The organism is Kitasatospora sp. NPDC056783, from assembly GCF_042789895.1.
GTDB lineage: Bacteria > Actinomycetota > Actinomycetes > Streptomycetales > Streptomycetaceae > Kitasatospora.
Genome location: NZ_JBHUAF010000106.1, coordinates 1 through 22,753, shown reverse-complemented (window position 1 = coordinate 22,753; position 22,753 = coordinate 1). Strand labels below are relative to the sequence as shown.

The window sequence follows — 22,753 nt, the reverse complement described above, 5'->3', positions numbered from 1 at the left end:
TACGATCCGGGCCACCTCTGCGACACGCCCGCCCGGCTCCACTGGTCCCCGACGTCCGGCTGTGAGGACCCGGCGACAGCGGCGGCCCGGGCGGCGCGCAGCAGTTCCTCCGGCCCGAGCGCGTCGAGCCGCGCCCGGACGTGGTCGAGCAGGGCGGCACAGGCGTCGGCGATCGCGGCCTCGCCGAGCGGGCGCGCCGGGAGCGCCAGGCCTTCGGTCAACTGCCGGTCCAGGGCGGTGCGCAGGTCCTGGACGGAGAGGTCGCGGACGGTCAGCGACAGATGGGCGGAGAGCCCGCCCGCGCCGACCGCGCGGTGCGCGAAGCCGCGCGGGACGTAGAGCACGCCGCCGGGTTCGAGGACGCCGCGCAGCCGCAGCGGCGACTGCTCGTCGTCCGGGAGTTCGCCGAGCTGCCAGTCCGTCGCCGTCGGCGCGTCGTGGACGTACCAGGTCTTCCGTCCGGAGGTTTGGAGGACGAACACGTCGGCGTCGTCGCGGTGCACCGCGAGGCCCTGGCCGCCGGCCGGGGTGACGAAGAAGAAGGCCTCCACCCGCCGGTCCAGCTCCTCGGAGAGGCGCGCCACCAGGTCACCGGTCGGGCGGTGCCACTGGTCGACGCGGCGCAGCAGCAGGGTCGCGCCCTGGCGCAGCAGGGCGAGGACCTTGACGCGGTCGGCGAAGCCGTGGTGGGTGACGCCGTTGACCACGCGGTCGGTGGTGAAGGCCCCGGGCGGGATGGTGACCTTGTCGGAGCGGACCATCTCCAGGTAGGGGGTGCGCAGCAGGCCCCCGTCGAAGGCGGCGTCCAGCTCGTCGAGGCCGAACGCCGGAGCGAGGGCCTCCGGGGTGAAGAGCGCGGGCTCGCGCTGCCACCGGTCGCGGGTGAAGCTCTCGACGTCGCCGACCCAGCCGGCGAGGGTGGGCTGGTCCCTGCGGTCGCTCATGCCGTGGCCCGGGCCTCGAAGCGCACCGAGAGCAGCGAGCGCAGCGGGACCTCCGCGTCCTGCCGCGGGCTGCGGATGGCGATCCGGCCGTCGAGGGCGGCGGTCAGCAGCCGCTCGGCCAGCGGGACGACGAGGTGTTTGGCCCAGCAGCGCGCGCCCTCGTAGCCGAAGGGCATGAACGCGGGAGTCCTCTCCGGGTCCGCCACGCCGTCCCACCGTTGGGGCCGGAACTCCGTCGGGTCCGGCCAGTAGTCCGGGTGGCGGTGCATCAGCAGCGGGAACAGCGCGACGTCGTCCTCGGCCCGGATCTCGGGGTGCAGCGCGGTGTACGCCGTTCCGCCCTTGCGGTAGAGCATCCAGGCCGGTGGGAGCAGTCGGAGCGTCTCCCAGAGGACGGTGGTGAGGTTCTCCGGCCGTTCGCGCCCCGGGCCGGTCAGCCACAGGGCGTTGCCGGCGAGCGCCGCCACACCGTCGCAGAGGGTGGCGGTCGCCCGCCGGTACATCGCGATGGCCTGCCTGCGCTCCAGCGGGTCGGCGGCGTCGCGGATCAGTCCGGCCAGCGCGGTGCGGCCGTCCTGCTCGGCGCCGCCGGGGAAGGCGCTGACGACCTGGTCGACGAGCCGGGAGAGGGTGTCGGAGCGGGTGATGCCGCGCTTGGACAGCAGCGAGACCGGCAGCGGGTCGGCGCCGAACAGCCAGCGGCGCAGGTACGAGGTGCCCGCGTAGGGCCAGGAGCCGGACATGCCGCGCGCGGGAGGTGGGGGCTTGCGGATGCCCGCCATGGCGTCCTGCCCGAGGGCGCGGATGGTGCGGGTCGCGCTGTCGTGGGGGATCTCGGCTCCGGCGGCGGGCTTGTAGACCGAGCGCTCGGTGGCGAGCACGGGGCGCGCCGCGACGATTTCGGCCATCAGCCGGGAGTCCGAGACGCCGACCTTCGCCGGGTCGATCCGGAACACCTTCTCGTCCCGGTCCAGTAGCTCCTGAATCCTCGGGGCGAAGACGACGGAATGGCTGCGTGGTATCGCCGGTGCCATTTCTGCCATGGGAATCCGTCCTCCATTTCGAAATGGCGGGGAAATGTTGTCGAGGTGATGCCGGCGGGGCCGCGGCCGACTCGCGACCCCGCCGGTCATCGGCCGCGTCAGATGACGTGCAGCACCCACGCGTGGTTCGCGAGGTCCTCGTCCTTCTTGAACTTCTTGACGAGCGCCTTGATCATCTTCATGAGTGCTCTCCATTCCGGTATTTCGGCACTTCGGTGCGGAGAAATCTCCGAACCTGGGCCTTCGGGTGGTGTCCGGCATTTCCCGGGGCGGGTGCCGGACGGATCATCTGGCTCAGGACCTTAACCGAGCCCGAGGCCTTCGGGCACCCCCTCCGGAGAAGAATATGCAATCTTTTGCGCAGTGTTGACGGGCTATTCGAGAGTCAATCGTTATAACCGTTTTCGAATTACTTGGGGGAAGCGGGAAGGGCCCCGCGGTGCCGCGGGGCCCTCCTGCGTGCGTGGAGCGTGACGGATCAGTGCGTGACGGATCAGTGGTAGGTCGTGGTGACGGTGACGCCGCCGAAGCCCTGCTGCCCGTAGAGGCTGAAGTACACCCAGCCGGACGGCGGGTTGGCGATGGTCAGGGTCTCGGCGTTGCCGGCACCCGCGGACTTGGCCAGGTACGAGCCGGTGGTGGCCCAGCTGCCGCCGTTGTAGTAGAGGTCGGCGTTGCCGGTGCCGCCACTGGTGGTGATGGTCAACTGCTGCACGCCGGCGGGCAGGTAGAGGAAGCTGTAGGCGTAGTTCCCGGTGGTGGCGGCCACGCCGTCGCGCCGGCAGTTCTTGTCGTACTGCCGGATGTCGGCGGAGGCGCACAGCGGCGCTTGGTCGACGGGCAGCGAGCCGCAGTCGTCGGCGGCGCAGGACTTGAGCCAGGCGGCGAAGTCGGCGTCGTAGCGGGTGCCGATGGTGGTCTTCAGCAGGGTGCGGGCGCCGTTCCAGTCGCCGACGCGGTACTTGGCGAGCAGCGCGGTGACGTCCTGCGGGTGCGACTGGAGCATGTAACGGACGGCCAGGTAGCCCCAGTTGTAGACCCGGGTGGAGTCCGCGTTGTCATAGGTGCTGTCGAACAGGGTGCTCAGCGCGTAGGTGCCCTTGCCCGCCTGGGCGACGGCGTCGTCGTAGTGCGCGCCGCGGTAGCCGTAGGAGACGTACTCGGCGAGGCCCTCGACCCACCAGACGGTCGGGGTGGTCATGCCGGCGTCGAAGTCGCCGTACATGTCGTAACGGCCGTCGAGGTAGTGGGTGTACTCGTGGTTGAGGTTCCAGATCTGGAAGGCGGGGCGCAGCCAGGAGGCCTCGTGGGCGATGAAGCGGGCCTGGTTGCCGGCCTTGGACGGGTCGCCCTCCTCGTACATGCCGCCGTTGTCGACGGCGATCTTGTACATCTCCCAGGCGTACAGGCTGTAGTTGTAGTAGTCGTCGAAGACGACGACCTCCAGGGAGGTGTTGTGGTCGTCGGCGACCGGCCCGTTGTCCTTGACGATCCCGTGGAAGTACGCGTCCTGGTTGATCAGGCTGGTACAGGTGTCGGCGAGCTGCTGCGCGGTCATGTCCTGGGCGCGGATGCGCAGGTTGGCGTTGCAGGTGTGGTCGACGGTGAGCACCAGCGGGACGAGCTTGGCGGGCACGTCGCAGGTGCCGTAGTAGGAGCAGTTGCCGGCGTCCTTCTTCTCCGTGAACCAGAGCAGGTTCATGGTGAGCGGACCGGTGCCGCCGACCAGCGGGTAGCGGTTGATCAGGTCCTTGACGATCGGCCGGCCCTGGGCGCGCAGCGCGTCACTGGCGACCAGGTTGCCGAGCTGGATGCCGATCTTGGTGACCGGGTCGGCGCCGTCGATCCGGCCGCTGTTGCGGGTGACGAAGGAGGCCACGGTGGTGGCGAAGGCCGGGTCGGCCTGGAGGGCGGTGGTGAACTCGGGCAGGTCGAAGCCGCGCTCGATGACGGTCTCGGTGTTGGCGACGGCGGTGGCCATCGAGCCGGTCCAGGAGCCGGTGTAGTCGTTCAGCAGCCGCTTGACCACGCCGGTGTAGCGGGCGTTCTCCCGGGCGCTGTCGATCAGGGTGACGGCCTCGGCGAGGGTGGCGCCGTTGGCCTCGGTGACGTCCCGGCTGTGCGGGGCGGCGTGGAAGGCGTCCAGCGCGCCGCGGATGGCGGTCTTGAGGCCGTCTCCGTACGTGCCCACGGCGTCCGGGTGGTACCACTGCACGTAGTAGCCGGCCCGCAGGAAGAGCACCAACTGCCCGGCGGAGGTGGAGTTGTCGCCGGGGTAGCCGGCGGAGGTGTCGCGCAGGGCGTTGGCGACGGTGGTCATCTGCGCCTCGTTGAAGGCGCCCTTGGCGTCGTTGCCGGTGAGCTGGAACAGCGAGTTGACGCAGTCGAGGCCGGCGGCCTTGACCTTCTGGACCAGTGTGGCGCCGGACGTGCCGGTGAAGGCGGAGACGTCGCAGGCGGCGAGCTGTCGGGCGGCCGGGGCGGTGCCGACGGAGCTGCCCGCCGTCGGGGCGGTGGCCTTGGCCTGCGGGTCGGAGACGAGCGGGCGGGCGTCCTTGGGCGTGTCGGGGGACTTGGGGACGGGGATCGTGCGCGGCGCGCCGGCCGAGGACTTCGCCGATGACGGGGCCTGGGCGGCCTTGGCGGTGGCGGGGGTGGCGTGCGCCTGCGGCGTGAACAGGCCGAGCGCGAGGAGGAGGGCGGTGCCGAGCGCGGGGAGTCCGCGCGCACCGCCCTTCGCTATCCGGGAGGGACGCATCTGTGGGGCCTCCGAGGGCCGTTGAGGGTGGGGGCGGCCGTGCGCGTGGGGGCGCAGCGGCCTGATGTGTGACATGTAAAATGGCACAGAGGTGGACGCGGAGGGAAGACCCGGGGGCGGATTGCCGTTCGATGATTGCCGAAATTTTGTCAGGTCCGCGCGAACGGCCGGGGGTTGAGCGCCGCGAACTCCAGCGGCGCCGACGGGTCCACCGACAGGTCGGCCGGGGCCGGCGCCGCGCCCGAACGGACCAGCAGGTCCCCGACCGCCGCCACCATCGCGCCGTTGTCCGTGCACAGCCTCGGCGGCGGCACCCGCAGCGCGATCCCGGCCGCCGCGCAGCGCTGCTCGGCCAGCGCCCGCACCCGGGAGTTGGCCGCGACCCCGCCGACCACCACCAGGGAGCCGATCCCGTGGTCGAGGCAGGCCCGGACGGCCTTGCGGGTCAGCACGTCCGCGATCGCCTCCTGCAACGCGGCCGCCGCGTCCGGCACCCGGGGCTCACGCTGGGACTCGACCCAGCGGGCGGCGGCGGTCTTCAGCCCGGAGAAGGAGAACGCGTACGGGTCGTCCTTCGGCCCGGTCAGCGGGCGCGGCAGCCGGACGGCCGCCGGGTCGCCGTCGCGGGCCGCGCGGTCGATGGCGGGGCCGCCCGGGTAGGGCAGGCCCAGGATCCGGGCGACCTTGTCGAAGCACTCGCCGGCCGCGTCGTCCAGGGTGTCGCCGAGGTGGACGATCGGGTCCCGGGCCAGGTCGCGGACCAGCAGCAGCGAGGTGTGGCCGCCGGAGACGATGAGCACCACGCACGGGTCCGGCAGCGGCCCGCCGTCCAGCGCGGCCGCGGCGACGTGCCCGGCGAGGTGGTGCACGCCGTACAGCGGGACGCCGAGCGAGAAGGCGTACCCCTTGGCGGCGGCCACACCCACCTGGAGCGCCCCGGCCAGCCCCGGACCGGACGTCACCGCGACCGCCCCGACGTCCGCCAGGGTGAGACCGGCCCGGTCCAGCGCCTCCCGGACCACCGGCGCCATCGCGTGGACGTGCGCCCGGGCGGCGATCTCGGGCACCACCCCGCCGAAGCGGGCGTGCTCGTCCATCGAGGAGGCCACCGCCTGCCCGAGCAGCACGCCGTCCCGCACCAGACCCGCGCCCGTCTCGTCGCAGGAGGATTCGATGCCCAGCACCACCGGCGACCCTGTCACAGTCACTCACCCTTGTCGCTCATTACACGGACCGGTGACCATTGTGCCCGACGAGTCATGAGGAATAAGCAGGAGCCCATGCTTCGTTCTTGCAACTCATACGCAATAGTGTTGTCCCGGCACGATCACCACCGTTCAACCCGCCGAAAGGGGCCGTGTCCTGATGGGCACCTACTCGCTTCCCGACCTGCCGTACGACTACTCCGCGCTGGAGCGGGCCATGTCGGCCGAGATCCTGGAGCTGCACCACTCCAAGCACCACGCCGCGTACGTCAAGGGCGCCAACGACACCCTGGAGCAGCTGGCCGAGGCCCGCGACAAGGAGCAGTTCGGCGGCCTGGTCGGCCTCCAGAAGACCTTCGCCTTCCACCTGTCCGGCCACGTGCTGCACTCGCTGTTCTGGCAGAACCTCTCGCCCGAGGGCGGCGACCGCCCCGAGGGCGAGCTGGCCGACGCCATCACCGAGCACTTCGGCAGCTTCGAGGCCTTCAAGAAGCAGCTCACCAACGCCACCACCGGCGTCCAGGGCTCCGGCTGGGGCATCCTGTCCTGGGAGCCGCTCGGTCAGCGCCTGATCGTCGAGCAGGTCTACGACCACCACGGCAACGTCGGCCAGGGCACCACCCCGCTGCTGGCCTTCGACGCCTGGGAGCACGCGTACTACCTCCAGTACCGCAACGTCCGCCCGGACTACGTCACCCGCCTGTGGGACGTCGTCAACTGGCAGGACGTGTCGGCCCGCTTCGCGGCCGTGAAGAGCGCCTGACCCGATCGGGTGAGACAGTCCCCGGGCCGGTCGGGCGGTCCGGGGACTGCGCCATCGTTCTTCTCGTTCACGGGACTTGACAGTGGGAGCCGGCGCCGGGAGTCGACGCCGGACACGGCCGGTGCACCCCGCCGCAGACCGGACGCCACCCACTGTTCGCCTGCCGGTCGCGTGGGCTCCCTACGCTCGCCCGGAACACTGCCGGTGACCGGCCGGCGACCGGCCGGCGACGGCCTCCCGGCCCGTCCGCTGCCGCCACCGGTGGTGCTGGTTGCCGCCGCGGCTGCTGCCGAGCGAAAGGGCGCCCGATGGCCCCGCGTCTCTCCCTCGTCGTCCCGATCTACAACGTCGAGCGCTACCTCCGGGAGTGCCTCGACTCGATCGCGGCCCAGACCTTCGAGGACTTCGAGTGCGTCATGGTCGACGACGGCTCGACCGACGACGGCCCCGCCATCGCCAAGGACCGCGCCGACCGGGACCCGCGCTTCCGGCTGGTCCGCCAGGAGAACCAGGGCCTGGGCGCCGCCCGCAACACCGGCTGGCGCCACCTCACCCCCGGCACCGAGTACCTGGCCTTCGTCGACAGCGACGACATCGTGCCGCCGCACGCCTACCAGCTGATGATCAGCACCCTGGTCGACACCGGCTCCGACTTCGCCGCCGGCAACGCCCTGCGCCTGCGCACCACCGGCCTCACCCCCTCGCACGCCCACCGCCGCCCGTTCCGCGAGACCCGGCTGGCCACCCACGTCAGCGAACTGCCCGCCCTGGTCACCGACCGCACCGCCTGGAACAAGGTCTACCGGCGCTCCTTCTTCGACACGGCCGGCCTGCTCTACCCCGAGGGCATCCTCTACGAGGACGCGCCGGTCAGCGTGCCCCACCACTTCCTCGCCGACCGCGTCGACGTCCTCGCCGACCCGATCTACCACTGGCGCGTCCGCGAGGACGGCGACCTCTCCATCACCCAGAAGAAGACCGACCCGCGCGGCCTGGTCGACCGGGTCCGCTCGATGGAACTCGTCCGCGAATGGCTGCTCGCCCGCCCCGAACCCGCCTTCGCCGAGCACCTGCGCGCCTACGACCGCAACTGCCTGGTCGAGGAGATCCCGATGTTCTTCTGGTCCGTTCCCGACGGCGACCACGCCTACCGCACCGCCTACCAGCAGCACGTCAGCCGCCTCCTGCGCGCCATCGGCCCCGAGGCCCAGGCCGGCCTCAGCCCCCAGCTGCGCCTCAAGTACGGCCTGACGACGGCCGGCCGGATGCACCGCTTCGTCGCCCTCCAGCGCGTCCACCGCGCCGTCCGCCGCACCCGCCAGGCCGTCGGGAGGCGTTGAGCCGCCTTCCGGGCGCCGGAGACGGCCCGCCGACACCGTCGACGGGCCGCCCCGCGATCACGGCCGGGCGGTCACTTGATGACGATCGGGTTGGTGCAGTAGGTCCACCACGGGCTGGCGGGGGGAGTCCAACCGAGCCACTTGAAGCCGCAGATCACGATGCTGTACACCTGCGGCTCGAACTTCGCCACGTTGGTCTTGCCCTGCGAGGCCTCCAAGGTCCCGGCCTCGTCTCCGTTCCAGGACTTCGTGACATGGACGATGCCCTTGTCGAAGTTGCCCTTCTCGGTGTACATCCAGATCCAGCCGCTGGAGCAGTTGTCCACCTGCACCTGGATGTTGTCGTAGCGGTAGTACTTGGTGCAGCTGGCCGTGGCGGCGGTGCTCGCTGCGGCCGGGGCGGCAGACACGGTGGTCAGCGCGGCCACGGCGAGGCCCAGGGCGCCCGCGGTCTTCGCCAGCTTGGCCGACAGTATGTTCAAAGTGACAACTCCCATGGTGTGGTGCCGGCATGCCTGCTCTGCTCGCCGGGTGACACCACTCTGTCGCCGCGGTCATACGTGTCACCTCAGTCATTTGACCTCTGACTTTCGGGGCAGTCACATGACTGAGGTGCCGTCGAAGGCCGGGCAGGAGGCCCAGGTCAGGGCTTTGGCATCATGGACCCGCGCCCGGCCGGTCGAGGCCGCGGGCGGATTTCCACGATCCTTCGAGGTGCGGAGCGCATGGCCGGTGTGATGTCACGGATCCTGGACGCGTATCCCGGATCGCTGGACGGGGCGGTCGGCCTGACCCCGGAAGAGATCGCGCTGATCGAGGAGGACCAGGGAGTCACCCTCCCCGAGGACTACCGGGAGTTCCTGGCCCTGGCGGGCGGCGGCGGGTTCCGCGCGTTCCAGGGAGAGTCGTACGAGTTCCCGGAGATCCTGGGCATCAAGGAGTACGCCCGGGACATCCTTGAGGAGGCAGCCCCGGGCGAGTCGCTCGACGGCTGCGTCGTGGTCCTGGGCCACCAGGGCCACATCTACGCCTTCATCGGGCCGGCCGAGAAGGGCGGGAAGGTCTACGAGGTCTCCGAGACCTGCGAGGGCGTGCACGAGTGCGCGCCCTCCTTCGCCTCCTACCTCCTCGGGTACCTGCGGAGATCGTCCCTCGCGGCGCTGCGGGACCCCGCCGCCGGCCGGGCCGCGAAGCGGCGGGGGTCCTGGTGGCGGAGGAGCTTCTTCTCGTAGCCCGCGTCACTCCTTCACTCCTTCACTCCAAAGCGCCACGCCCACCCACGGGTGGCCCTGGACAAGTAGCGACGGGCCGTAGGGGCTGATGAATCTGGTCGCATCCGGCACAGCGAATCCGCGAGTAGATCAAGGAAGGCTCCCCGAATGAAGGTCACTCGAAGACTCTCCGCCATCCTTCTCACCGCCGCCCTCAGTCTCGGCACCGCTGCGGTCCAGCCGGCCTTCGCGGGCGGGGGCGGACACGGGGGCGAGGGCCACGGCTCCTGTGAGGAATACGGATGCCAAGGGCCGGAAGGGCCGGAAGGTCCTCAGGGTCCGGAGGGTCCGACTGGCCCCCAGGGTCCGGAGGGTCCGGCTGGCCCCCAGGGGCCGGAAGGTCCGCAGGGGCCGGCTGGTCCTCAGGGCGTGGAGGGTCCGGCTGGCCTTCAGGGCCTGACCGGTCCCCAAGGCCCGATCGGTCCGCAGGGTCCGGCTGGTCCTCTGGGGCCGGAGGGGCCGACCGGCCCCCAGGGCCCGACCGGTTCCCAGGGTCCGGAGGGTCCGACCGGTCCTCAGGGTCTGGAAGGCCCTCAGGGTCCGCAGGGGCCGACCGGTCCTCAGGGTCCGGAAGGTCCTCAGGGTCCGGAGGGTCCGACCGGCCCCCAGGGCCCGGAAGGCCCTCCCGGAAAGAACGGCGTGTCCGGCCCCAGCATCACGGTGAACGGCCCGACTGTCCCCACGGACGGGGTGAGTGTGGCCACGGCCGTCTGCCCGGCCGGCTACACCGTGGTCAGCGGTGGATACACCTCGGACGGTCCGAACACCTATTCGGGTCCCGGTGAGAAGGGACATCCCAACAGCACCAACACGGGCTGGCAGGTCCCCGCCCCGCTCGACAACACTCCCGGTGCCGGGATCCACGCCTGGGCGATCTGCCTGCCGATCGGCTAGGTTCCGGGCAGGGTCGGTCACGGCCTCGTCGCCGCCCTGGACCAGGGCGGCGAGAGTTCTTTCTCGTACGCCCGAGTCATCACGCTGACCCGGGCGTACGAGGGCGCCACGGCTGCTGCCGGATCAGCCCGTCAGTGCCTCGCGGTGCCGCCAGGCCAGCCGCAGCAGCGCCGCCCCGGCGGGCTGCATCGGTTCGGTGCCGGTGAGGCGGTCCACCTGCTCGGCGGTGAACGGGATACCGGCCGAGCGCCCGGTCGCGTCCTCCAGGCTGACGCGGTGGCCTTCGTCGTTGGTGGAGACGATGTGCCGGAACGTCTCGTCGAACAGGTCGGCGTCGAAGACGGCGACGGTGAGCATGTCGGTGGCGTAGGTCAGCGGGTCCATGCCGAGGCCGAGCCAGTACAGGCGGAGGCTGCCGTCCTCGCGAGCGGCGCCGAGCCTCTTGGCGAACGGCCAGGATGCGTAGTCGATGGGGGCCACGTCGCTGCCGTAGTCCTCCGTGGCGCCGAGGAGTTCCTCGCTCAGCTCGCGGAGGACGGAGCGCCAGAGGTCGAAGTCGTTGGCCTCGTTCCACGGCGCGTCGTGCGAGGCCTGGAACATCCCGACCGGCATCACCTGGTAGAGGCCGCCGCCGCTGGCGACCTTGGCGGGGTCGCGCCAGTGGAGGACGAACTCGGCGTCGCCGGTTCGGCGGTCATGGCGGAGGGTGAGCGTGCTGGTGGCTGTCATGACGGGGCGCCGGGCGAGGTCGGTCGGATCGCCGATGGCGTCCCGGAAGGGGGTGCGCGTGGAGTCGGACAAGGCAACCGAGGCGTACTCGTGAGCGGCGGCCTCGCAGATGTTGATGACGTCGAAGTACTGCCCGCGCCCGAAGGTGAGTACCGGGCCGGCTGTGGAGGTTTCGACGTCCAAGAGGCGGTAGCAGCCGCGGTTCTCGAACAGCTTGGGCTTGGCCAATTCCCGGACGGCGTCAGCGTAGTAGCGGTAGCGCATGCCGTCCTCCCGGAGGGGCCGGATGTGGTCGAGCTCCGACTCGCTGCCGTCCAACAGGGCATCCGGTGCGCTCGGCCGCCAGCGCAGCCGGACGCGCTCCAGGGGTTCGGGCTGGTCGGGAATCCAGTGTCGGAGAGCGAGCAACGGTGTGTTCGGGATCAAGTGCTCAGGCGGATCCTCGGCCAGAATCCGCTTGGTCAACTCGAAGCGGTGATCGTTCAGATAAGCCCGAACCCGCTGCCACTGCTCGTCTGCCACCGGCTCACCCTAGTGCTGCGGCCCGCTCGTCCAGTTCCTCGACACCGGGGACGTCGCGCAGCCGGTAGAGACGGGCTCGCAGGTCGTTCACGGCGTCCTGGACCTTGACGGAACGGATGCCGTCCGCGCAGTCGAGGAAGTCGTTCCAGGAGGTGAGGGCGCCGTCGACGTCGTCCTGGCGGAGGCGGACCGTGCCGAGGTCGGCGAGGACGATCGCGCGGGTACGGCGGCGGTCGAGGCCGTGGATGTCGAGCGCGTGGTGGAGGTGCGCCTGCGCGCTGGTGTGGTCGCCGAGTCGGGCCAGAATCATGCCGGATTCGTGGGCCCACCGGCCGATGCTGTAGTGCGAGGCCCAGGACTCGCCGGGGGCGTCGACGGCACGTTCGATCGAGGTCTGGGAGGCGGCCAGCGCGACGGTAGCGGTGCGACGATCGCCGTCGAGAGCGGCGGCGTTGGCGAGGGTGGCTTGGTAGTAGGCCAGAGCGCGGGGGTTGTCGAGGGTCTTGGCCTGGTCGACGCACTCCTCCGCGATGCGGACGGCCGTGGGCCTGAACCCGAGGTCGATGGCCTGGACGGCGAGACCACGCAGGGCGGTGGCCGCCAACTCGGCATCGCCGGCCTCCGAGGCAAGCCGGAACGAGTGGGCGTAGTACTGCTGGGCGGCGTCCTGATTGCCTTCATCCTGAGCCATCCACCCGGCCAGGTGCACGAGTTGCGCGGTTGCGGCGAACAGCTCCCGGCCGACGACTTCGCTCCAGGTGCCGTCCAGCCAGGGGGCGACGTCGTCATGGAGGTAGCGCACGGCGAGGTGGCGGGCGTGTCCGCCGCCGAGCTCCGCCGCCGCGTCGCCGAGCGACTTCGTCATCTGGCGGATGGCGGCGACTTCGCCCCGCCCGACCTGGACCTTGCCACCAGCCTTGAGCCGCACCCGTCGTAGGACGGCGTCCGGGTCGGGCAGACCCAGCGCCGCGAGCGCGTACGCACTGGAGGCGGCCATGAATCCCCGGCGATCCACCACGTCCCTCCGGCTCAGCTCGATGACGGACTCCACGGTATCTCCAGCGCCGGTCTCACCCTGCTCAGTTGGCGGGCTGCTCACGCTCCCTGCTGGATCGATGCCCAGCCGTGCCGGCGGCCGATTCCCTCGATCGGTTGCGGGCCGCGCTCGGCGAGAAGCCGATGTGAGACCGGCTATCGGCGCGCTCCCTCGGGCCAGAGCACCTCGACCGGCATGCCTCGCCGATGTGCGTACGCGACGACGTCCGCCGTCCCGCCCAGGCCTCGGGCGGGGAGGCCGTCCCAGACGGCGAGGAGCTTGTCGATGTGGTTCACGAGGAGTTCCCCGCCCGCCAAGTGGGCGGGCTCGTCGGATTCGACGTGGCCGGTGCGGTGGACGGCGGCGGCGCGGTCGAACAGCCGGTCGTAGGTCGCGTGGTGCCACTCCGGGAGACCGTCCCGGTACCGGTCGGCGGGGACGATGGCCTCAAGACGCGCGCCCCGCTTGAGCGCGATCTCGGCCAGCCAGGAATCCGGCCCGTCGGCGATGCAGGACACGACGGTGAGATCGGACGGGGCCTCGTGTGAGAGGGCGTCGTGGAGCAGTCGGCGGACTTGGGCCTCAAGCTCGGCTGCCAGCCCACGGTGGCCCGTGATTCCGATCCGCATGACGTTCCCCCCTAGAGATAGACGCCGTGAAGGCGCTCATCGAACTCCCTCACCACCTTGGGCGGTGAGGTGGTGCTGAACGACCGTCGAAGCGCGCGGCCTCTCTCGACGATTCTCCCCGAACGGTAATGGAGTCCGATCTCCAGAGCCTGCGTGGCGAGGGCGAACCCGGCTTCGATCCGTCCTGCTGAGAGTTGGCCTGCGGCGATGTCCAGCAACAGCAGCGCACGCTGCTTCGGGTGGCCGAGGGCGGGAACCGAGCCCGCGCTCTCCGAGATCCACTCGGAGAGTCCGAGCTTGGCGCCGCAAGTAGCCCTGAACGACGCGATTTTGGATTCGGTGAAGCTGAACACCCAGGGCCACGGCGGTGGTTCCGCTGCCCGGTCGGCCTGGATCGCGGCTCTGCTGCGAACCAACGCGCGGTCGGCACTCCGCCGGTCTCCTGCGGCCGCGTGCCCGAGGGCTTCCACCGACGAGAGCCATGCGTCCGCGACGGGTGGGCTGTCGGGTTTCAGGAACGTCCGGGCGCGCCGGGTCAGGCCGAGTGCCTGGGCCGCGTTGCCCGCATGGGCCTCGAATTGCGCCAGGCTGCCGACCTGGTAGGCGGCCAGGAGTGGGTTTCCTCCGGATTGTGCGGCCTTGAACGCAGCTCCGTAGAGAGACCGCGCTGATCCTTGGTCCCCCATGTCCCATACCAGCCAAGCGGCCAGGCTCGCCGCCTCGCTCGCGACGGCGGCGAGCCTGACGCGCTGGGTACCGCTTGGCGCTGCACCGGCCAGTCCCTGAATCAGGCGTAGGTGGGAGTGGACCACGCCGGAGAGGTCCCGTGAGGGAGTCGAGCCATCGAGGCGGCGGAAGGCGGTCGTGGCGGCTTGGAGCGCGTTGGGCTGCTGTTCTGCTTCATCGGAGGGACCCGTGGCGGCCGCGAGAGCCGGAACTGCCGCGATTGCCGCTGCTGATCCCAGGAATTGACGCCTTTCCACATTCCGCGCCAGGGTCGGACTCTGAACCGGGGAGTCGGCGAGGCCGAGCAAGGTCGGCGGAATGCCCAAGTGATGTGCCGCGCGCAGCAGTATGTCCATGGGATACGGGTTGATCCCCCGCTTCTCCAGACGTGAGATCGCGGATTGTGACAGTCCACAGGCCTCGCCGAGCTGTACTTGTGTCATGCGCCGGTGAGTTCTGACCAGCTCGATGACCTTGCCGTAGTTCCTGGTCCGGGATGCGTCCCGGACTGCTGCCGAGTTCCAGTTCACCATCGCACCCAACGCTACGAGCCCAGTGGGGCCGAATGGAGCAGTCCGATGCGTCGCCCGCATACCCGTATGCGGGCGGCGCATCATCGATGGTCTCACGAGTGTGATCGATTGTTGACTGACGGTAATTGCTTCGGGTCGTTCGTCGGCGCTTCGGCAGTGAGCCGAGGCGCCGACGGGATGGCCGTGTGTCGGCAGTGTCCCATTGGTCGGCTTGGAGGGTGCACGTGGTGGTCAGTCCGTTGAGTAACGCCCGGTTTCCGGTTCCGGTGGGGGCTGACGCCGTGCCGGGGGCGCGGCGGTTGGTGGTGGCGATCGTGCGGGAGTGGGGTGTGCCGCTATCCGAAGTCGCGTTGGAAGAACTGGAGTTGTGTGCGAGCGAGGTGATCGCGAACGCGCTGGTGCACACGGGGGAGCGGTGTGTCGTCACCGTCCACTGGTGCGGCGGGCGAGTGCGGGTGGAGGTGGCGGACCGGGGAGCGGAGCCGCGCCCCAAGAAGTGTGATGGGGAGTCGACCAGCGGGCGTGGCCTGCTGCTCGTGGAGGCCCTCGCGCACGCATGGGGCTGGTACCCGACAACTGAGGGCAAGGTGGTGTGGTTCGAGTACCCCGAGACCCCCGAAGCGCCGTGCCCCACGTACGGGTGGGGCGCGGCGTTCGATGTCCATGTCCTCGGCCGGGAGCGCGACGGCGGCGAGGAAGCCCCGGCTCCCCAGGGGGCGGGGAGCCGGGGCGCGCTGTCACGCTGTCACGCGACGGCGGTCACTCAGTTGCCGATCGCGCCGCCGCCGACGGCGTCGCCGGCCGGGCACTCCAGGGCGAAGTTGTGCTGGCCGCTGAAGTAGGCGGTGGAGATGTACCGGTAGCCGTCCGAGCAGTCGACGAAGACGCGGTAGCTGCTGCCGTTACAGGTCTCGTAGAACCACGGCCCGTCGAAGGCGTAGTTCCAGCAGTTGAGGTCCAGCGGCTTGGGGCCCGAGTTCTTGCTCACCCCGACGACCGAGTCGGTGGCCTTGGGGCTGTCGGCGGAGGCGGACGTCGCCGGCTTGATCGAGAGCTGCTGGCCCGCGACGGTGACCACCGGCTCCGCCGCGTTGGCGACCGGGCAGAGCCCGCCGACGGCGGTGAAGGCGAGCATCACCGTGGTGCCGATCGTGCCCAGTGTCCTTCTGAATGCCATGTCGTTGCGTTTCCCTTCGAGGAAAGACTGGGGGTTGCTGCATCGACAGGGGGCGCCCGCCTGCGGATCAGCCCTGGATCGCCAGGGCGGAAGCCACGTTAGGCGGGTGGTCCGGAGTGGGCGGGCGGCGCGCCGGGGGATACTCCGTATACGCTTGATTGCTTCGGACCGGTTGCCGGTCAGGCGGTCCGCTGCTCCAGGGTCTCCTTCATGACCTGGGCTCCCTGGGTGACCCGGAGGCGGACCTGTTCGGCCATGTTGTGGGGCAGGACGTCGGTGGTCCAGAGCAGGCGGCACCGGCCGGGCCCCTCGGGGAGGACCTGGAACGAGGCGTGGTGGTGGGTGAGCGGGATCGTGAAGCCCTCGACCGCCGAGTAGGCCAGCCGGCGCAGGTCGTCGTCGACGCCGACGATCAGCTCGCGGATGACCGCGCCGCCGGGCATGGTGAGGTGGCGGGTGTCGCCCTCGATCCGGGTGTCGAGGACGTAGCCGGGGATGAGGCGCCGGTGCACGGCGCCCACATCCCGTACGGCGTCCCAGACTTGGTCCGCGTCGGCTTCGATCGTGATGTCCTGGACGATGGTGGCGATGGTGTCCGTCCCTCTCAGGAGCTGCCGAAGAAGGCGTCCAGGATCCGCTGCGCCGCCAGCCCGGCCGGCAGCGTCCCGGCGCGGACGCCGGCCTCCAACTCCCCGGACAGCCGCCGCACTTCGGGGTTCTCGTGCAGCCGCGCGTAGAGCTGGTCGTGGACCATCGCCCAGGTCCACTCCACCTGCTGGTCGCGGCGCTTCGCCGCCAGCGCGCCCGTCGCGTCCAGCACCTTGCGGTGCTGCTGCAACCGCTCCCAGAGCGCGTCCAGCCCCGCGCCGTCGCGCCCGCTACAGGTCAGCACCGGCGGTGTCCACGCCGCGTCCGGGGCCTGCAACAGCCGCAGCGCACCGGCGAGTTCGCGGGCCGCCGCCTTCGCGTCGGTCTCGTGCGGCCCGTCCGCCTTGTTGACGGCGATGACGTCCGCGAGTTCCAGCACACCCTTCTTGATGCCCTGGAGCTGGTCCCCGGTCCGGGCCAGGCTGAGGAGGAGGAAGGTGTCGACCATCCCCGCCACGGCCGTCTCGGACTGGCCGACGCCCACCGTCTCGATGAGCACCACGTCGTACCCGGCCGCCTCCATCACCACCATGGACTCCCGGGTGGCCTTGGCGACCCCGCCCAGCGTCCCCGAGGTCGGGGACGGCCGGACGAACGCGGCGGGGTCGACGGCGAGGCGTTCCATCCGGGTCTTGTCGCCCAGGATGGAGCCGCCGGTCCGGCTGGACGTCGGGTCGACGGCCAGGACCGCCACCCGGTGCCCGGAGCCGGTCAGCATGGTGCCGAAGGAGTCGATGAAGGTCGACTTGCCGACACCGGGCACGCCCGTGATGCCCACCCGCACCGCGCCGCCCGCGTGCGGCAGCAGCCGCTGGAGCAACTGCTGGGCGAGCGCGCGGTGGTCGGGCCGGGAGGACTCGACGAGGGTGACGGCGCGCGCGATCCAGGCGCGCGAACCGTCGAGGACACCCGTCACGTAGCTGTCGAGGTCGATCGTCCGTGGAGGCATGGGATCAGACCGTCACAGCGCGTGGCCGAGGTCGGCCGCCAGGGACTTCAGCAGGTCGTACGCGGCCTCGGGGATGACCGTTCCGGGCGGGAAGACCGCCGCCGCGCCGGCCTCGTACAGGGCGTCGAAGTCCTGCGGCGGGATGACCCCGCCGACCACGATGGTGATGTCCTCCCGCCCCGCCGCGGCGAGTTCGGCGCGCAGCGCGGGCACCAGCGTCAGGTGGCCGGCGGCCAGCGAGGAGACGCCGACGATGTGGACGTCCGCCTCGACGGCCTGGCGGGCGACCTCGGCCGGGGTCTGGAACAGCGGGCCGACATCGACGGTGAAACCGAGGTCGGCGAAGGCGGTGGCGATCACCTTCTGGCCGCGGTCGTGGCCGTCCTGGCCCATCTTGGCGACCAGGATGCGCGGGCGGCGGCCCTCGGCCTGTTCGAAGCGCTCGACCAGGTCGCGGGTGCGCTGGAGGGGGGCCGACGGGCCCGCTTCGTCTCGGTACACACCCGAGATGGTACGGATCTGGCCGGAGTGGCGCCCGTACACCTTCTCCAGGGCGTCCGAGATCTCGCCGACGGTGGCCTTGGCGCGGGCCGCGTCGACGGCCAGGTGCAGCAGGTTGCCGTCCAGTGAGCCGCCGCGCCGCGGACCGGCCTCGGCGGCCCGGGTCAGCGCGTGCAGGGCGTCCTGGCAGGCGGCCTCGTCGCGTTCCTCGCGCAGCCGGCGCAGCTTCTCGATCTGGCGGGCCCGTACCGAGGAGTTGTCGACCTTGAGCACCTCGATCTGCTCGTCGCTCTCCACCCGGTACTTGTTGACGCCGATCACCGGCTGGCGGCCGGAGTCGATCCGCGCCTGGGTGCGGGCGGCGGCCTCCTCGACGCGCAGCTTGGGGATGCCCGCGTCGATGGCCTTGGCCATGCCGCCGGCCGCCTCGACCTCCCGGATGTGCTCCCAGGCCCGCGCGGCGAGGTCGTTCGTCAGCTTCTCGACGTACGCGGAGCCGCCCCACGGGTCGATCACCCGGCAGGTGCCCGACTCCTGCTGGAGCAGCAGCTGGGTGTTGCGGGCGATGCGGGCGGAGAAGTCGGTGGGCAGCGCGAGCGCCTCGTCCAGGGCGTTGGTGTGCAGCGACTGGGTGTGGCCCTGGGTCGCGGCCATCGCCTCGACGCAGGTGCGCGTCACGTTGTTGAACACGTCCTGGGCGGTGAGCGACCAGCCGGAGGTCTGCGAATGGGTGCGCAGCGAAAGGGACTTGGGGTTCTTCGGGTCGAACTGCTTGACCAGCTTGGCCCACAGCAGCCGGGCCGCGCGCAGCTTGGCGACCTCCATGAAGAAGTTCATGCCGATCGCCCAGAAGAACGACAGCCGCGGCGCGAAGGCGTCCACGTCCAGCCCCACGTCCAGGCCCGCGCGCAGGTACTCCACCCCGTCGGCGAGGGTGTAGGCCAGCTCCAGGTCGGCCGTCGCGCCCGCCTCCTGGATGTGGTAGCCGGAGATGGAGATCGAGTTGTACCGGGGCATCTTCTGCGAGGTGTACGCGAAGATGTCCGAGATGATCCGCATCGACGGCTGCGGCGGGTAGATGTAGGTGTTGCGGACCATGAACTCCTTGAGGATGTCGTTCTGGATGGTCCCCGCGAGCATCGTAGGCGGTACGCCCTGCTCCTCGGCCGCGACGATGTACAGCGCGAGGATCGGGAGCACGGCGCCGTTCATGGTCATCGACACGGACATCTTGTCCAGCGGGATGCCGTCGAACAGCTGGCGCATGTCGTAGATCGAGTCGATCGCCACGCCCGCCATGCCGACGTCGCCGGTGACGCGCGGGTGGTCGCTGTCGTAGCCGCGGTGGGTCGGCAGGTCGAAGGCGACCGACAGGCCCTTCTGGCCGGCCGCGAGGTTGCGGCGGTAGAAGGCGTTGGACTCCTCGGCGGTGGAGAAGCCGGCGTACTGGCGGACGGTCCACGGCTGGTTGACGTACATGGTCGGGTACGGCCCGCGCAGGTACGGGGCGATGCCGGGGTAGGTCTCCAGGAAGTCGAGCCCGGCCAGGTCGGCGCCGGTGTACAGCGGCTTGACGCCGATGCCCTCGGGGGTGTCCCAGAGCAGCTCGTCGACGTCCTTGCCGGTGGACTGCCGCCAGGCGGACCGCCACTGGGCCTCGGAGCCGTCGGCGCCGGCGCCGGCCAGCCCGATTCCGGTGAAGTCGGGGATCATCGGTCCGCTCCGATCTGGTCCAGCAGGGAGGTGAGGACGGCGACCGCGTCCCCGCCCGCGTAGATGAACTCGTCCACTCCGGCGGGCACTTCGGCGAGCCGACCGGCCAGCAGCACCCGCGTGGCGCCGGAGGCCTTCAGGGCCTCGGCCACCGCGGCGGCGTGCTCGGCGTACAGGGCGTCGCTGGAGCAGAGGCAGGCGACGGTGGCGCCGGAGGCGGTGAACGCCTCGGCGAAGGCCGCCGGGTCGACGGACTCGAACGGGACCGTCGCGATGCCGCCCGCCTGGAACAGGTTGGCGGCGAAGGTGGTGCGCGCGGTGTGCGCGGAGGCGGTGCCGATCGAGGCGAGGAAGAGGGAGGGGCGGGCGCCGCTCGTGGCGAGGTGGGCGTCCGAGCGGTCCCGCAGCGCCTCGTAGGCCTCGGCGCGGCGCACCCGCGGCAGTCCGCCGCCGAGTCCGGCCGGGGCCGGCTCGCGGACCAGCGGCTGCTCGTCCAGGTGCGGGAACTCGCTGACGCCGGTGATCGGTTCGCGCCGCTTGGCGAGCCGGACGGTGCGCTCCGCCCAGGTGGCGGCGATCCGCTCCTCGACGAGGCCGGACTCCAGGCAGGCCCGCAGGCCGCCGGCCCGCTCGATCTCCTGGAACCAGGCCCAGGCGGCCCGGGCCAGTTCCTCGCCCAACTGCTCGACGTACCAGGAGCCGCCGGCCGGGTCGATCACCCGGGCCAGGTGGGACTCCTCCAGCAGGATCGCCTGGGTGTTGCGGGCGATCCGGCGGGCGAAGGCGTCGGGGAGGCCGAGGGCGCTGTCGAAGGGCAGCACGGTGACGGCGTCGGCGCCGCCGACCCCGGCGGCCAGGCAGGCGACGGTGGTGCGCAGCATGTTCACCCACGGGTCGCGGGCGGTCATCATCACCCGGGAGGTGACGGCGTGCTGACGCTGCGCCGAGGCCTCCGGGGAGGCGCCGGACACCTCGGCGACGCGGGCCCAGAGGCGGCGCGCGGCGCGGAACTTGGCGATGGTCAGGAACTGGTCGGCGTCCGCCGCGTAGCGGAACTCCAGCTGGCCGAGCGCGGCGTCCACGGAGAGCCCGGCGGCGGTCAGCGCGCGCAGGTAGGCGACGCCGGTGGCCAGCGAGCAGCCCAGCTCCTGGGCGGGGGAGGCGCCGGCCTCGTGGTACGGCAGGGCGTCGACGGTGAGTGCCCGCAGGCCCGGGTACCCGGCGGCGCAGCGGGCGGCCAGCGCGGTGGCCTCGGCGAGGAGGGCGTCGGTCGCGGTGGCGGGGCCGGTGCGGGCCCGGAGGCCGAGCGGGTCGGCGCCGAGGTTGCCGGCGGCGGCGCCGGGGGAGACCTCGCGCTCCTCGTACAGGGTGAACAACCGCTCGGCGGCGGCGGTGAATTCGGGTCCGGCGTCGAGCACCACGGCGGCCAGGTCCAGGTACACCCCGGTCAGCGCCTCGGGCAGGGCGTCCACCGGCAGGCCGGCGCCGCCCAGCTCCAGCCAGAGCGAGCCGACGCCGTGCTCCAGGTCGGCCAGGACGGCCTCGTTGGCGCGTCGGCGGTCCGGGTCGGCGTGGCGCTGGCGTACGTCCCACCCGGCGACCGCCGAGCCCTGCGGCCGGCCGCCGCGGACGAACGGCGGGAAGCCGGGGTAGCCCGGGTCCTCGGCGGTGTCCTCGGCGGTGTAGAGCGGGCGGGCGCTCAGCCCGTCCTGGAGCCGGGTGGTGAGCGCCTGCTCGGCGGCGGGGCCGTCCTCGGGCTGGGCACCGGACTTGCGCAGCACGCCCTGGACGAGCTGCTGCCACTGCTCACGGTGCGCGGCCGGGAACTCGGCTGCGAGGGGGAGCCCTTCGGGCGGGACCTTCATGTGCGCAGGTTAGCGCCGGTTCGCGGGGCCGCAGGAGGGGAATTCCGTGTGACCTTTCCCTCGATCGGGCTGGTCGGAGCACTTTCCCTGGTGGGGAGTGTCAGGCGTGCGCGGGGCGGCTGACACCAGGGGTGGATAGGGGTGCCAGGGAGGGGGTCCGGACGGCGTCGAGGGTGCCCGGGCGTGTCCGGTCATGTCCGATCCTGTCCGGGTCAACGCCGATGGGACGGAAAGCGATCGATGTCCCGTCATGTTCCCGATGCTTCATGATCAGGGGGATTGCGGAACCCGGGCCCTCATCTATTAAGTTACTTCGAAGAAGGTGGGCGGGGCAGCACCCCCCCGTTGCTCGTCCTGCCCGCCTTCGTCGTCCCCCGATTCCCCCGAAGGAGAGCCGAGCTCCATGGGAAAGCGCCGCAAGCCCAGCCCCCCGAGCCGGGCCCGCATGGCCGTCCTCACCACGGCCATGGCGGCCGGCGGCGCGGTCCTCGCGTCCGGTACCGCGCACGCCGAGCCGACCCCGAGCCTCGCCTCCGTCAAGGAACAGGTCGACCAGCTCAACGAGCAGGCCGAGCAGGCCATCGAGAAGCACAACGGCTTCCAGGAGAAGCAGCAGAAGCTCCAGGCCGAGGCCAACCAGATCCAGGAGAAGGTCGCCCGCGGCCAGGAGGCGATGAACGAGCTGCGCACGCGGCTCGGCGCGGTCGCCGCCGACCAGTACCGCACCAACGGCATCGACCCGTCGGTCCAGCTGATGCTCGACTCCGACCCGTCCGCCTACCTGGAGCGCGCCGCGGTGCAGAACCAGGTGTCCGACTCCCAGGCGAACCTGCTCAAGCAGGCCCAGGACGAGCAGCGCAAGCTCGACCAGGACCGCGCCGAGGCGACGGCCACCCTGGCGTCGCTCGACTCGGTGGGCACCCAGCTGGCGGAGCAGAAGAAGGACATCCAGGGCAAGCTGGCCGAGGCCCAGACGATGCTGAACAAGCTCAGCGCCGAGGACCGCGCCAAGATCAACGCCCAGCAGAGCGCCGAGAAGGCCAAGGCCGAGGCCCAGCAGGCCGCCTCCGCCGCCGCCTCGGAGGCCAAGGACCGCGCCTCGCGCGGCGCCGAGCGCCCGGACATGAGCGCCCCGGTGCCGGCCGCCAGCGGCCGGGCCGCCGCCATCATCGCGTTCGCCCAGGCCCAGCTCGGCAAGCCGTACGGCTGGGGCGCGACCGGCCCCAACAGCTTCGACTGCTCCGGCCTGACCGGTGCCGCCTACCGCGCGGGGGGCGTCAAGCTCTCCCGGATGTCCCAGGACCAGTGGAACGACGGCCCGCACGTCGACCGCGCCAACCTCCAGCCCGGCGACCTGGTCTTCTTCTACAACGACATCCACCACGTCGGCCTGTACATCGGCGGCGGCAAGATGATCCACGCCCCGCGCACGGGCAAGAACGTCGAGGTGCTGCCGATCTCGGCGATGCCCTACATGGGTGCCGTCCGCCCGGCCTGACCTGACGCG

General features: G+C 71.2%; 19 protein-coding genes and 1 pseudogene. 6 read left to right on the top strand and 14 right to left on the bottom strand.

The genetic code is table 11. The annotated features are described in order from the left end of the window. Window positions 1-302: 302 nt before the first annotated feature. The 4 genes and pseudogenes from ACFRMQ_RS17650 to tsaD all read right to left on the bottom strand — a co-directional run. Window positions 303-761: pseudogene (locus tag ACFRMQ_RS17650) on the bottom strand (JmjC domain-containing protein); the annotation flags it as partial. 179 nt (window positions 762-940) lie between these two features. Beyond that, window positions 941-1,987, bottom strand: a complete 1,047-nt coding sequence (locus tag ACFRMQ_RS17645) for a cytochrome P450 (RefSeq protein WP_380731373.1) — start codon at window positions 1,985-1,987, stop codon at window positions 941-943. 493 nt (window positions 1,988-2,480) lie between these two features. Next, entirely contained in the window at window positions 2,481-4,745 is a 2,265-nt protein-coding gene (locus ACFRMQ_RS17640) for a collagenase (protein ID WP_380731372.1), read from the bottom strand. Window positions 4,746-4,894: 149 nt separating this feature from the next. Then, window positions 4,895-5,947, bottom strand: a complete 1,053-nt coding sequence (gene tsaD / locus ACFRMQ_RS17635) for a tRNA (adenosine(37)-N6)-threonylcarbamoyltransferase complex transferase subunit TsaD (protein WP_380731375.1) — start codon at window positions 5,945-5,947, stop codon at window positions 4,895-4,897. 163 nt (window positions 5,948-6,110) lie between these two features. Between tsaD and ACFRMQ_RS17630 the strand changes: the two genes are divergently transcribed. After that, window positions 6,111-6,713, top strand: coding sequence for a superoxide dismutase (locus tag ACFRMQ_RS17630; protein WP_380731371.1), 603 nt, complete (start codon window positions 6,111-6,113; stop codon window positions 6,711-6,713). Window positions 6,714-7,021: 308 nt separating this feature from the next. Then, window positions 7,022-8,053: a glycosyltransferase family 2 protein gene (locus ACFRMQ_RS17625; protein WP_380731370.1), complete on the top strand. Its 1,032-nt coding sequence runs from the start codon at window positions 7,022-7,024 to the stop codon at window positions 8,051-8,053. Window positions 8,054-8,124: 71 nt separating this feature from the next. Here ACFRMQ_RS17625 and ACFRMQ_RS17620 read toward each other — a convergent pair whose 3' ends face one another. Beyond that, a complete protein-coding gene (locus tag ACFRMQ_RS17620; RefSeq protein ID WP_380731369.1) occupies window positions 8,125-8,535 on the bottom strand; it encodes a hypothetical protein in 411 nt (136 codons plus the stop codon). A gap of 243 nt (window positions 8,536-8,778) precedes the next feature. On the opposite strand from ACFRMQ_RS17620, the gene ACFRMQ_RS17615 reads away from it, so the two are divergent. Both ACFRMQ_RS17615 and ACFRMQ_RS17610 read left to right on the top strand, forming a co-directional pair. Further along, window positions 8,779-9,285 (top strand): SMI1/KNR4 family protein, encoded by a 507-nt coding sequence (locus ACFRMQ_RS17615; protein WP_380731368.1) that lies wholly within the window; start codon window positions 8,779-8,781, stop codon window positions 9,283-9,285. 678 nt (window positions 9,286-9,963) lie between these two features. Beyond that, window positions 9,964-10,218 carry a hypothetical protein gene (locus ACFRMQ_RS17610; protein WP_380731367.1) on the top strand — a complete coding sequence of 85 codons (255 nt, stop codon included), beginning with the start codon at window positions 9,964-9,966 and terminating at the stop codon, window positions 10,216-10,218. A gap of 123 nt (window positions 10,219-10,341) precedes the next feature. Here ACFRMQ_RS17610 and ACFRMQ_RS17605 read toward each other — a convergent pair whose 3' ends face one another. The 4 genes from ACFRMQ_RS17605 to ACFRMQ_RS17590 form a co-directional block, all read right to left on the bottom strand. Then, window positions 10,342-11,469, bottom strand: a complete 1,128-nt coding sequence (locus ACFRMQ_RS17605; protein ID WP_380731366.1) for an XRE family transcriptional regulator — start codon at window positions 11,467-11,469, stop codon at window positions 10,342-10,344. Between the two features lie 4 nt (window positions 11,470-11,473). Beyond that, entirely contained in the window at window positions 11,474-12,520 is a 1,047-nt protein-coding gene (locus ACFRMQ_RS17600) for a tetratricopeptide repeat protein (protein WP_380731365.1), read from the bottom strand. A 140-nt stretch (window positions 12,521-12,660) separates the two neighbouring features. Next, window positions 12,661-13,134 carry a hypothetical protein gene (locus ACFRMQ_RS17595; protein ID WP_380731364.1) on the bottom strand — a complete coding sequence of 158 codons (474 nt, stop codon included), beginning with the start codon at window positions 13,132-13,134 and terminating at the stop codon, window positions 12,661-12,663. Between the two features lie 11 nt (window positions 13,135-13,145). Further along, entirely contained in the window at window positions 13,146-14,393 is a 1,248-nt protein-coding gene (locus tag ACFRMQ_RS17590; RefSeq protein ID WP_380731363.1) for a helix-turn-helix domain-containing protein, read from the bottom strand. Window positions 14,394-14,578: 185 nt separating this feature from the next. On the opposite strand from ACFRMQ_RS17590, the gene ACFRMQ_RS17585 reads away from it, so the two are divergent. Next, window positions 14,579-15,235: an ATP-binding protein gene (locus ACFRMQ_RS17585; protein WP_380731362.1), complete on the top strand. Its 657-nt coding sequence runs from the start codon at window positions 14,579-14,581 to the stop codon at window positions 15,233-15,235. On the opposite strand, the gene ACFRMQ_RS17580 is transcribed toward ACFRMQ_RS17585, so the two are convergent. The 5 genes from ACFRMQ_RS17580 to ACFRMQ_RS17560 all read right to left on the bottom strand — a co-directional run bounded on the left by ACFRMQ_RS17580 (window position 15,157) and on the right by ACFRMQ_RS17560 (window position 21,246). Continuing rightward, the gene (locus ACFRMQ_RS17580; RefSeq protein ID WP_380731361.1) at window positions 15,157-15,570 is read right to left on the bottom strand and encodes a hypothetical protein; all 414 of its coding nucleotides are present in this window, start codon (window positions 15,568-15,570) and stop codon (window positions 15,157-15,159) included. The two genes, ACFRMQ_RS17585 and ACFRMQ_RS17580, sit on opposite strands and share 79 nt — an antisense overlap. 179 nt (window positions 15,571-15,749) lie before the next feature. Continuing rightward, window positions 15,750-16,151, bottom strand: coding sequence for an SRPBCC family protein (locus tag ACFRMQ_RS17575; RefSeq protein ID WP_380731374.1), 402 nt, complete (start codon window positions 16,149-16,151; stop codon window positions 15,750-15,752). 23 nt (window positions 16,152-16,174) lie between these two features. Further along, window positions 16,175-17,167: a methylmalonyl Co-A mutase-associated GTPase MeaB gene (meaB, locus tag ACFRMQ_RS17570; RefSeq protein WP_380731360.1), complete on the bottom strand. Its 993-nt coding sequence runs from the start codon at window positions 17,165-17,167 to the stop codon at window positions 16,175-16,177. 12 nt (window positions 17,168-17,179) lie between these two features. Then, window positions 17,180-19,381 carry a methylmalonyl-CoA mutase gene (scpA, locus tag ACFRMQ_RS17565; protein ID WP_380731359.1) on the bottom strand — a complete coding sequence of 734 codons (2,202 nt, stop codon included), beginning with the start codon at window positions 19,379-19,381 and terminating at the stop codon, window positions 17,180-17,182. Continuing rightward, the gene (locus ACFRMQ_RS17560; protein WP_380731358.1) at window positions 19,378-21,246 is read right to left on the bottom strand and encodes a methylmalonyl-CoA mutase family protein; all 1,869 of its coding nucleotides are present in this window, start codon (window positions 21,244-21,246) and stop codon (window positions 19,378-19,380) included. Before ACFRMQ_RS17560 ends, scpA begins: the two co-directional genes overlap by 4 nt. Before the next feature lie 403 nt (window positions 21,247-21,649). On the opposite strand from ACFRMQ_RS17560, the gene ACFRMQ_RS17555 reads away from it, so the two are divergent. Beyond that, a complete protein-coding gene (locus tag ACFRMQ_RS17555; protein WP_380731357.1) occupies window positions 21,650-22,744 on the top strand; it encodes an NlpC/P60 family protein in 1,095 nt (364 codons plus the stop codon). Window positions 22,745-22,753: the final 9 nt, after the last annotated feature.

What these genes read in the sequence shown, in the direction of transcription:
- ACFRMQ_RS17555 (WP_380731357.1), top strand. Translation starts at nt 21,650, where the DNA reads ATGGGAAAGCGCCGCAAGCCCAGCCCCCCGAGCCGGGCCCGCATGGCC.
- ACFRMQ_RS17630 (WP_380731371.1), top strand. Translation starts at nt 6,111, where the DNA reads ATGGGCACCTACTCGCTTCCCGACCTGCCGTACGACTACTCCGCGCTG.
- ACFRMQ_RS17595 (WP_380731364.1), bottom strand. Translation starts at nt 13,134, where the DNA reads ATGCGGATCGGAATCACGGGCCACCGTGGGCTGGCAGCCGAGCTTGAG.
- ACFRMQ_RS17625 (WP_380731370.1), top strand. Translation starts at nt 7,022, where the DNA reads ATGGCCCCGCGTCTCTCCCTCGTCGTCCCGATCTACAACGTCGAGCGC.
- ACFRMQ_RS17645 (WP_380731373.1), bottom strand. Translation starts at nt 1,987, where the DNA reads ATGGCAGAAATGGCACCGGCGATACCACGCAGCCATTCCGTCGTCTTC.
- ACFRMQ_RS17615 (WP_380731368.1), top strand. Translation starts at nt 8,779, where the DNA reads ATGGCCGGTGTGATGTCACGGATCCTGGACGCGTATCCCGGATCGCTG.
- ACFRMQ_RS17580 (WP_380731361.1), bottom strand. Translation starts at nt 15,570, where the DNA reads ATGGCATTCAGAAGGACACTGGGCACGATCGGCACCACGGTGATGCTC.
- scpA (WP_380731359.1), bottom strand. Translation starts at nt 19,381, where the DNA reads ATGATCCCCGACTTCACCGGAATCGGGCTGGCCGGCGCCGGCGCCGAC.
- ACFRMQ_RS17560 (WP_380731358.1), bottom strand. Translation starts at nt 21,246, where the DNA reads ATGAAGGTCCCGCCCGAAGGGCTCCCCCTCGCAGCCGAGTTCCCGGCC.
- meaB (WP_380731360.1), bottom strand. Translation starts at nt 17,167, where the DNA reads ATGCCTCCACGGACGATCGACCTCGACAGCTACGTGACGGGTGTCCTC.
- ACFRMQ_RS17640 (WP_380731372.1), bottom strand. Translation starts at nt 4,745, where the DNA reads ATGCGTCCCTCCCGGATAGCGAAGGGCGGTGCGCGCGGACTCCCCGCG.
- ACFRMQ_RS17590 (WP_380731363.1), bottom strand. Translation starts at nt 14,393, where the DNA reads ATGGTGAACTGGAACTCGGCAGCAGTCCGGGACGCATCCCGGACCAGG.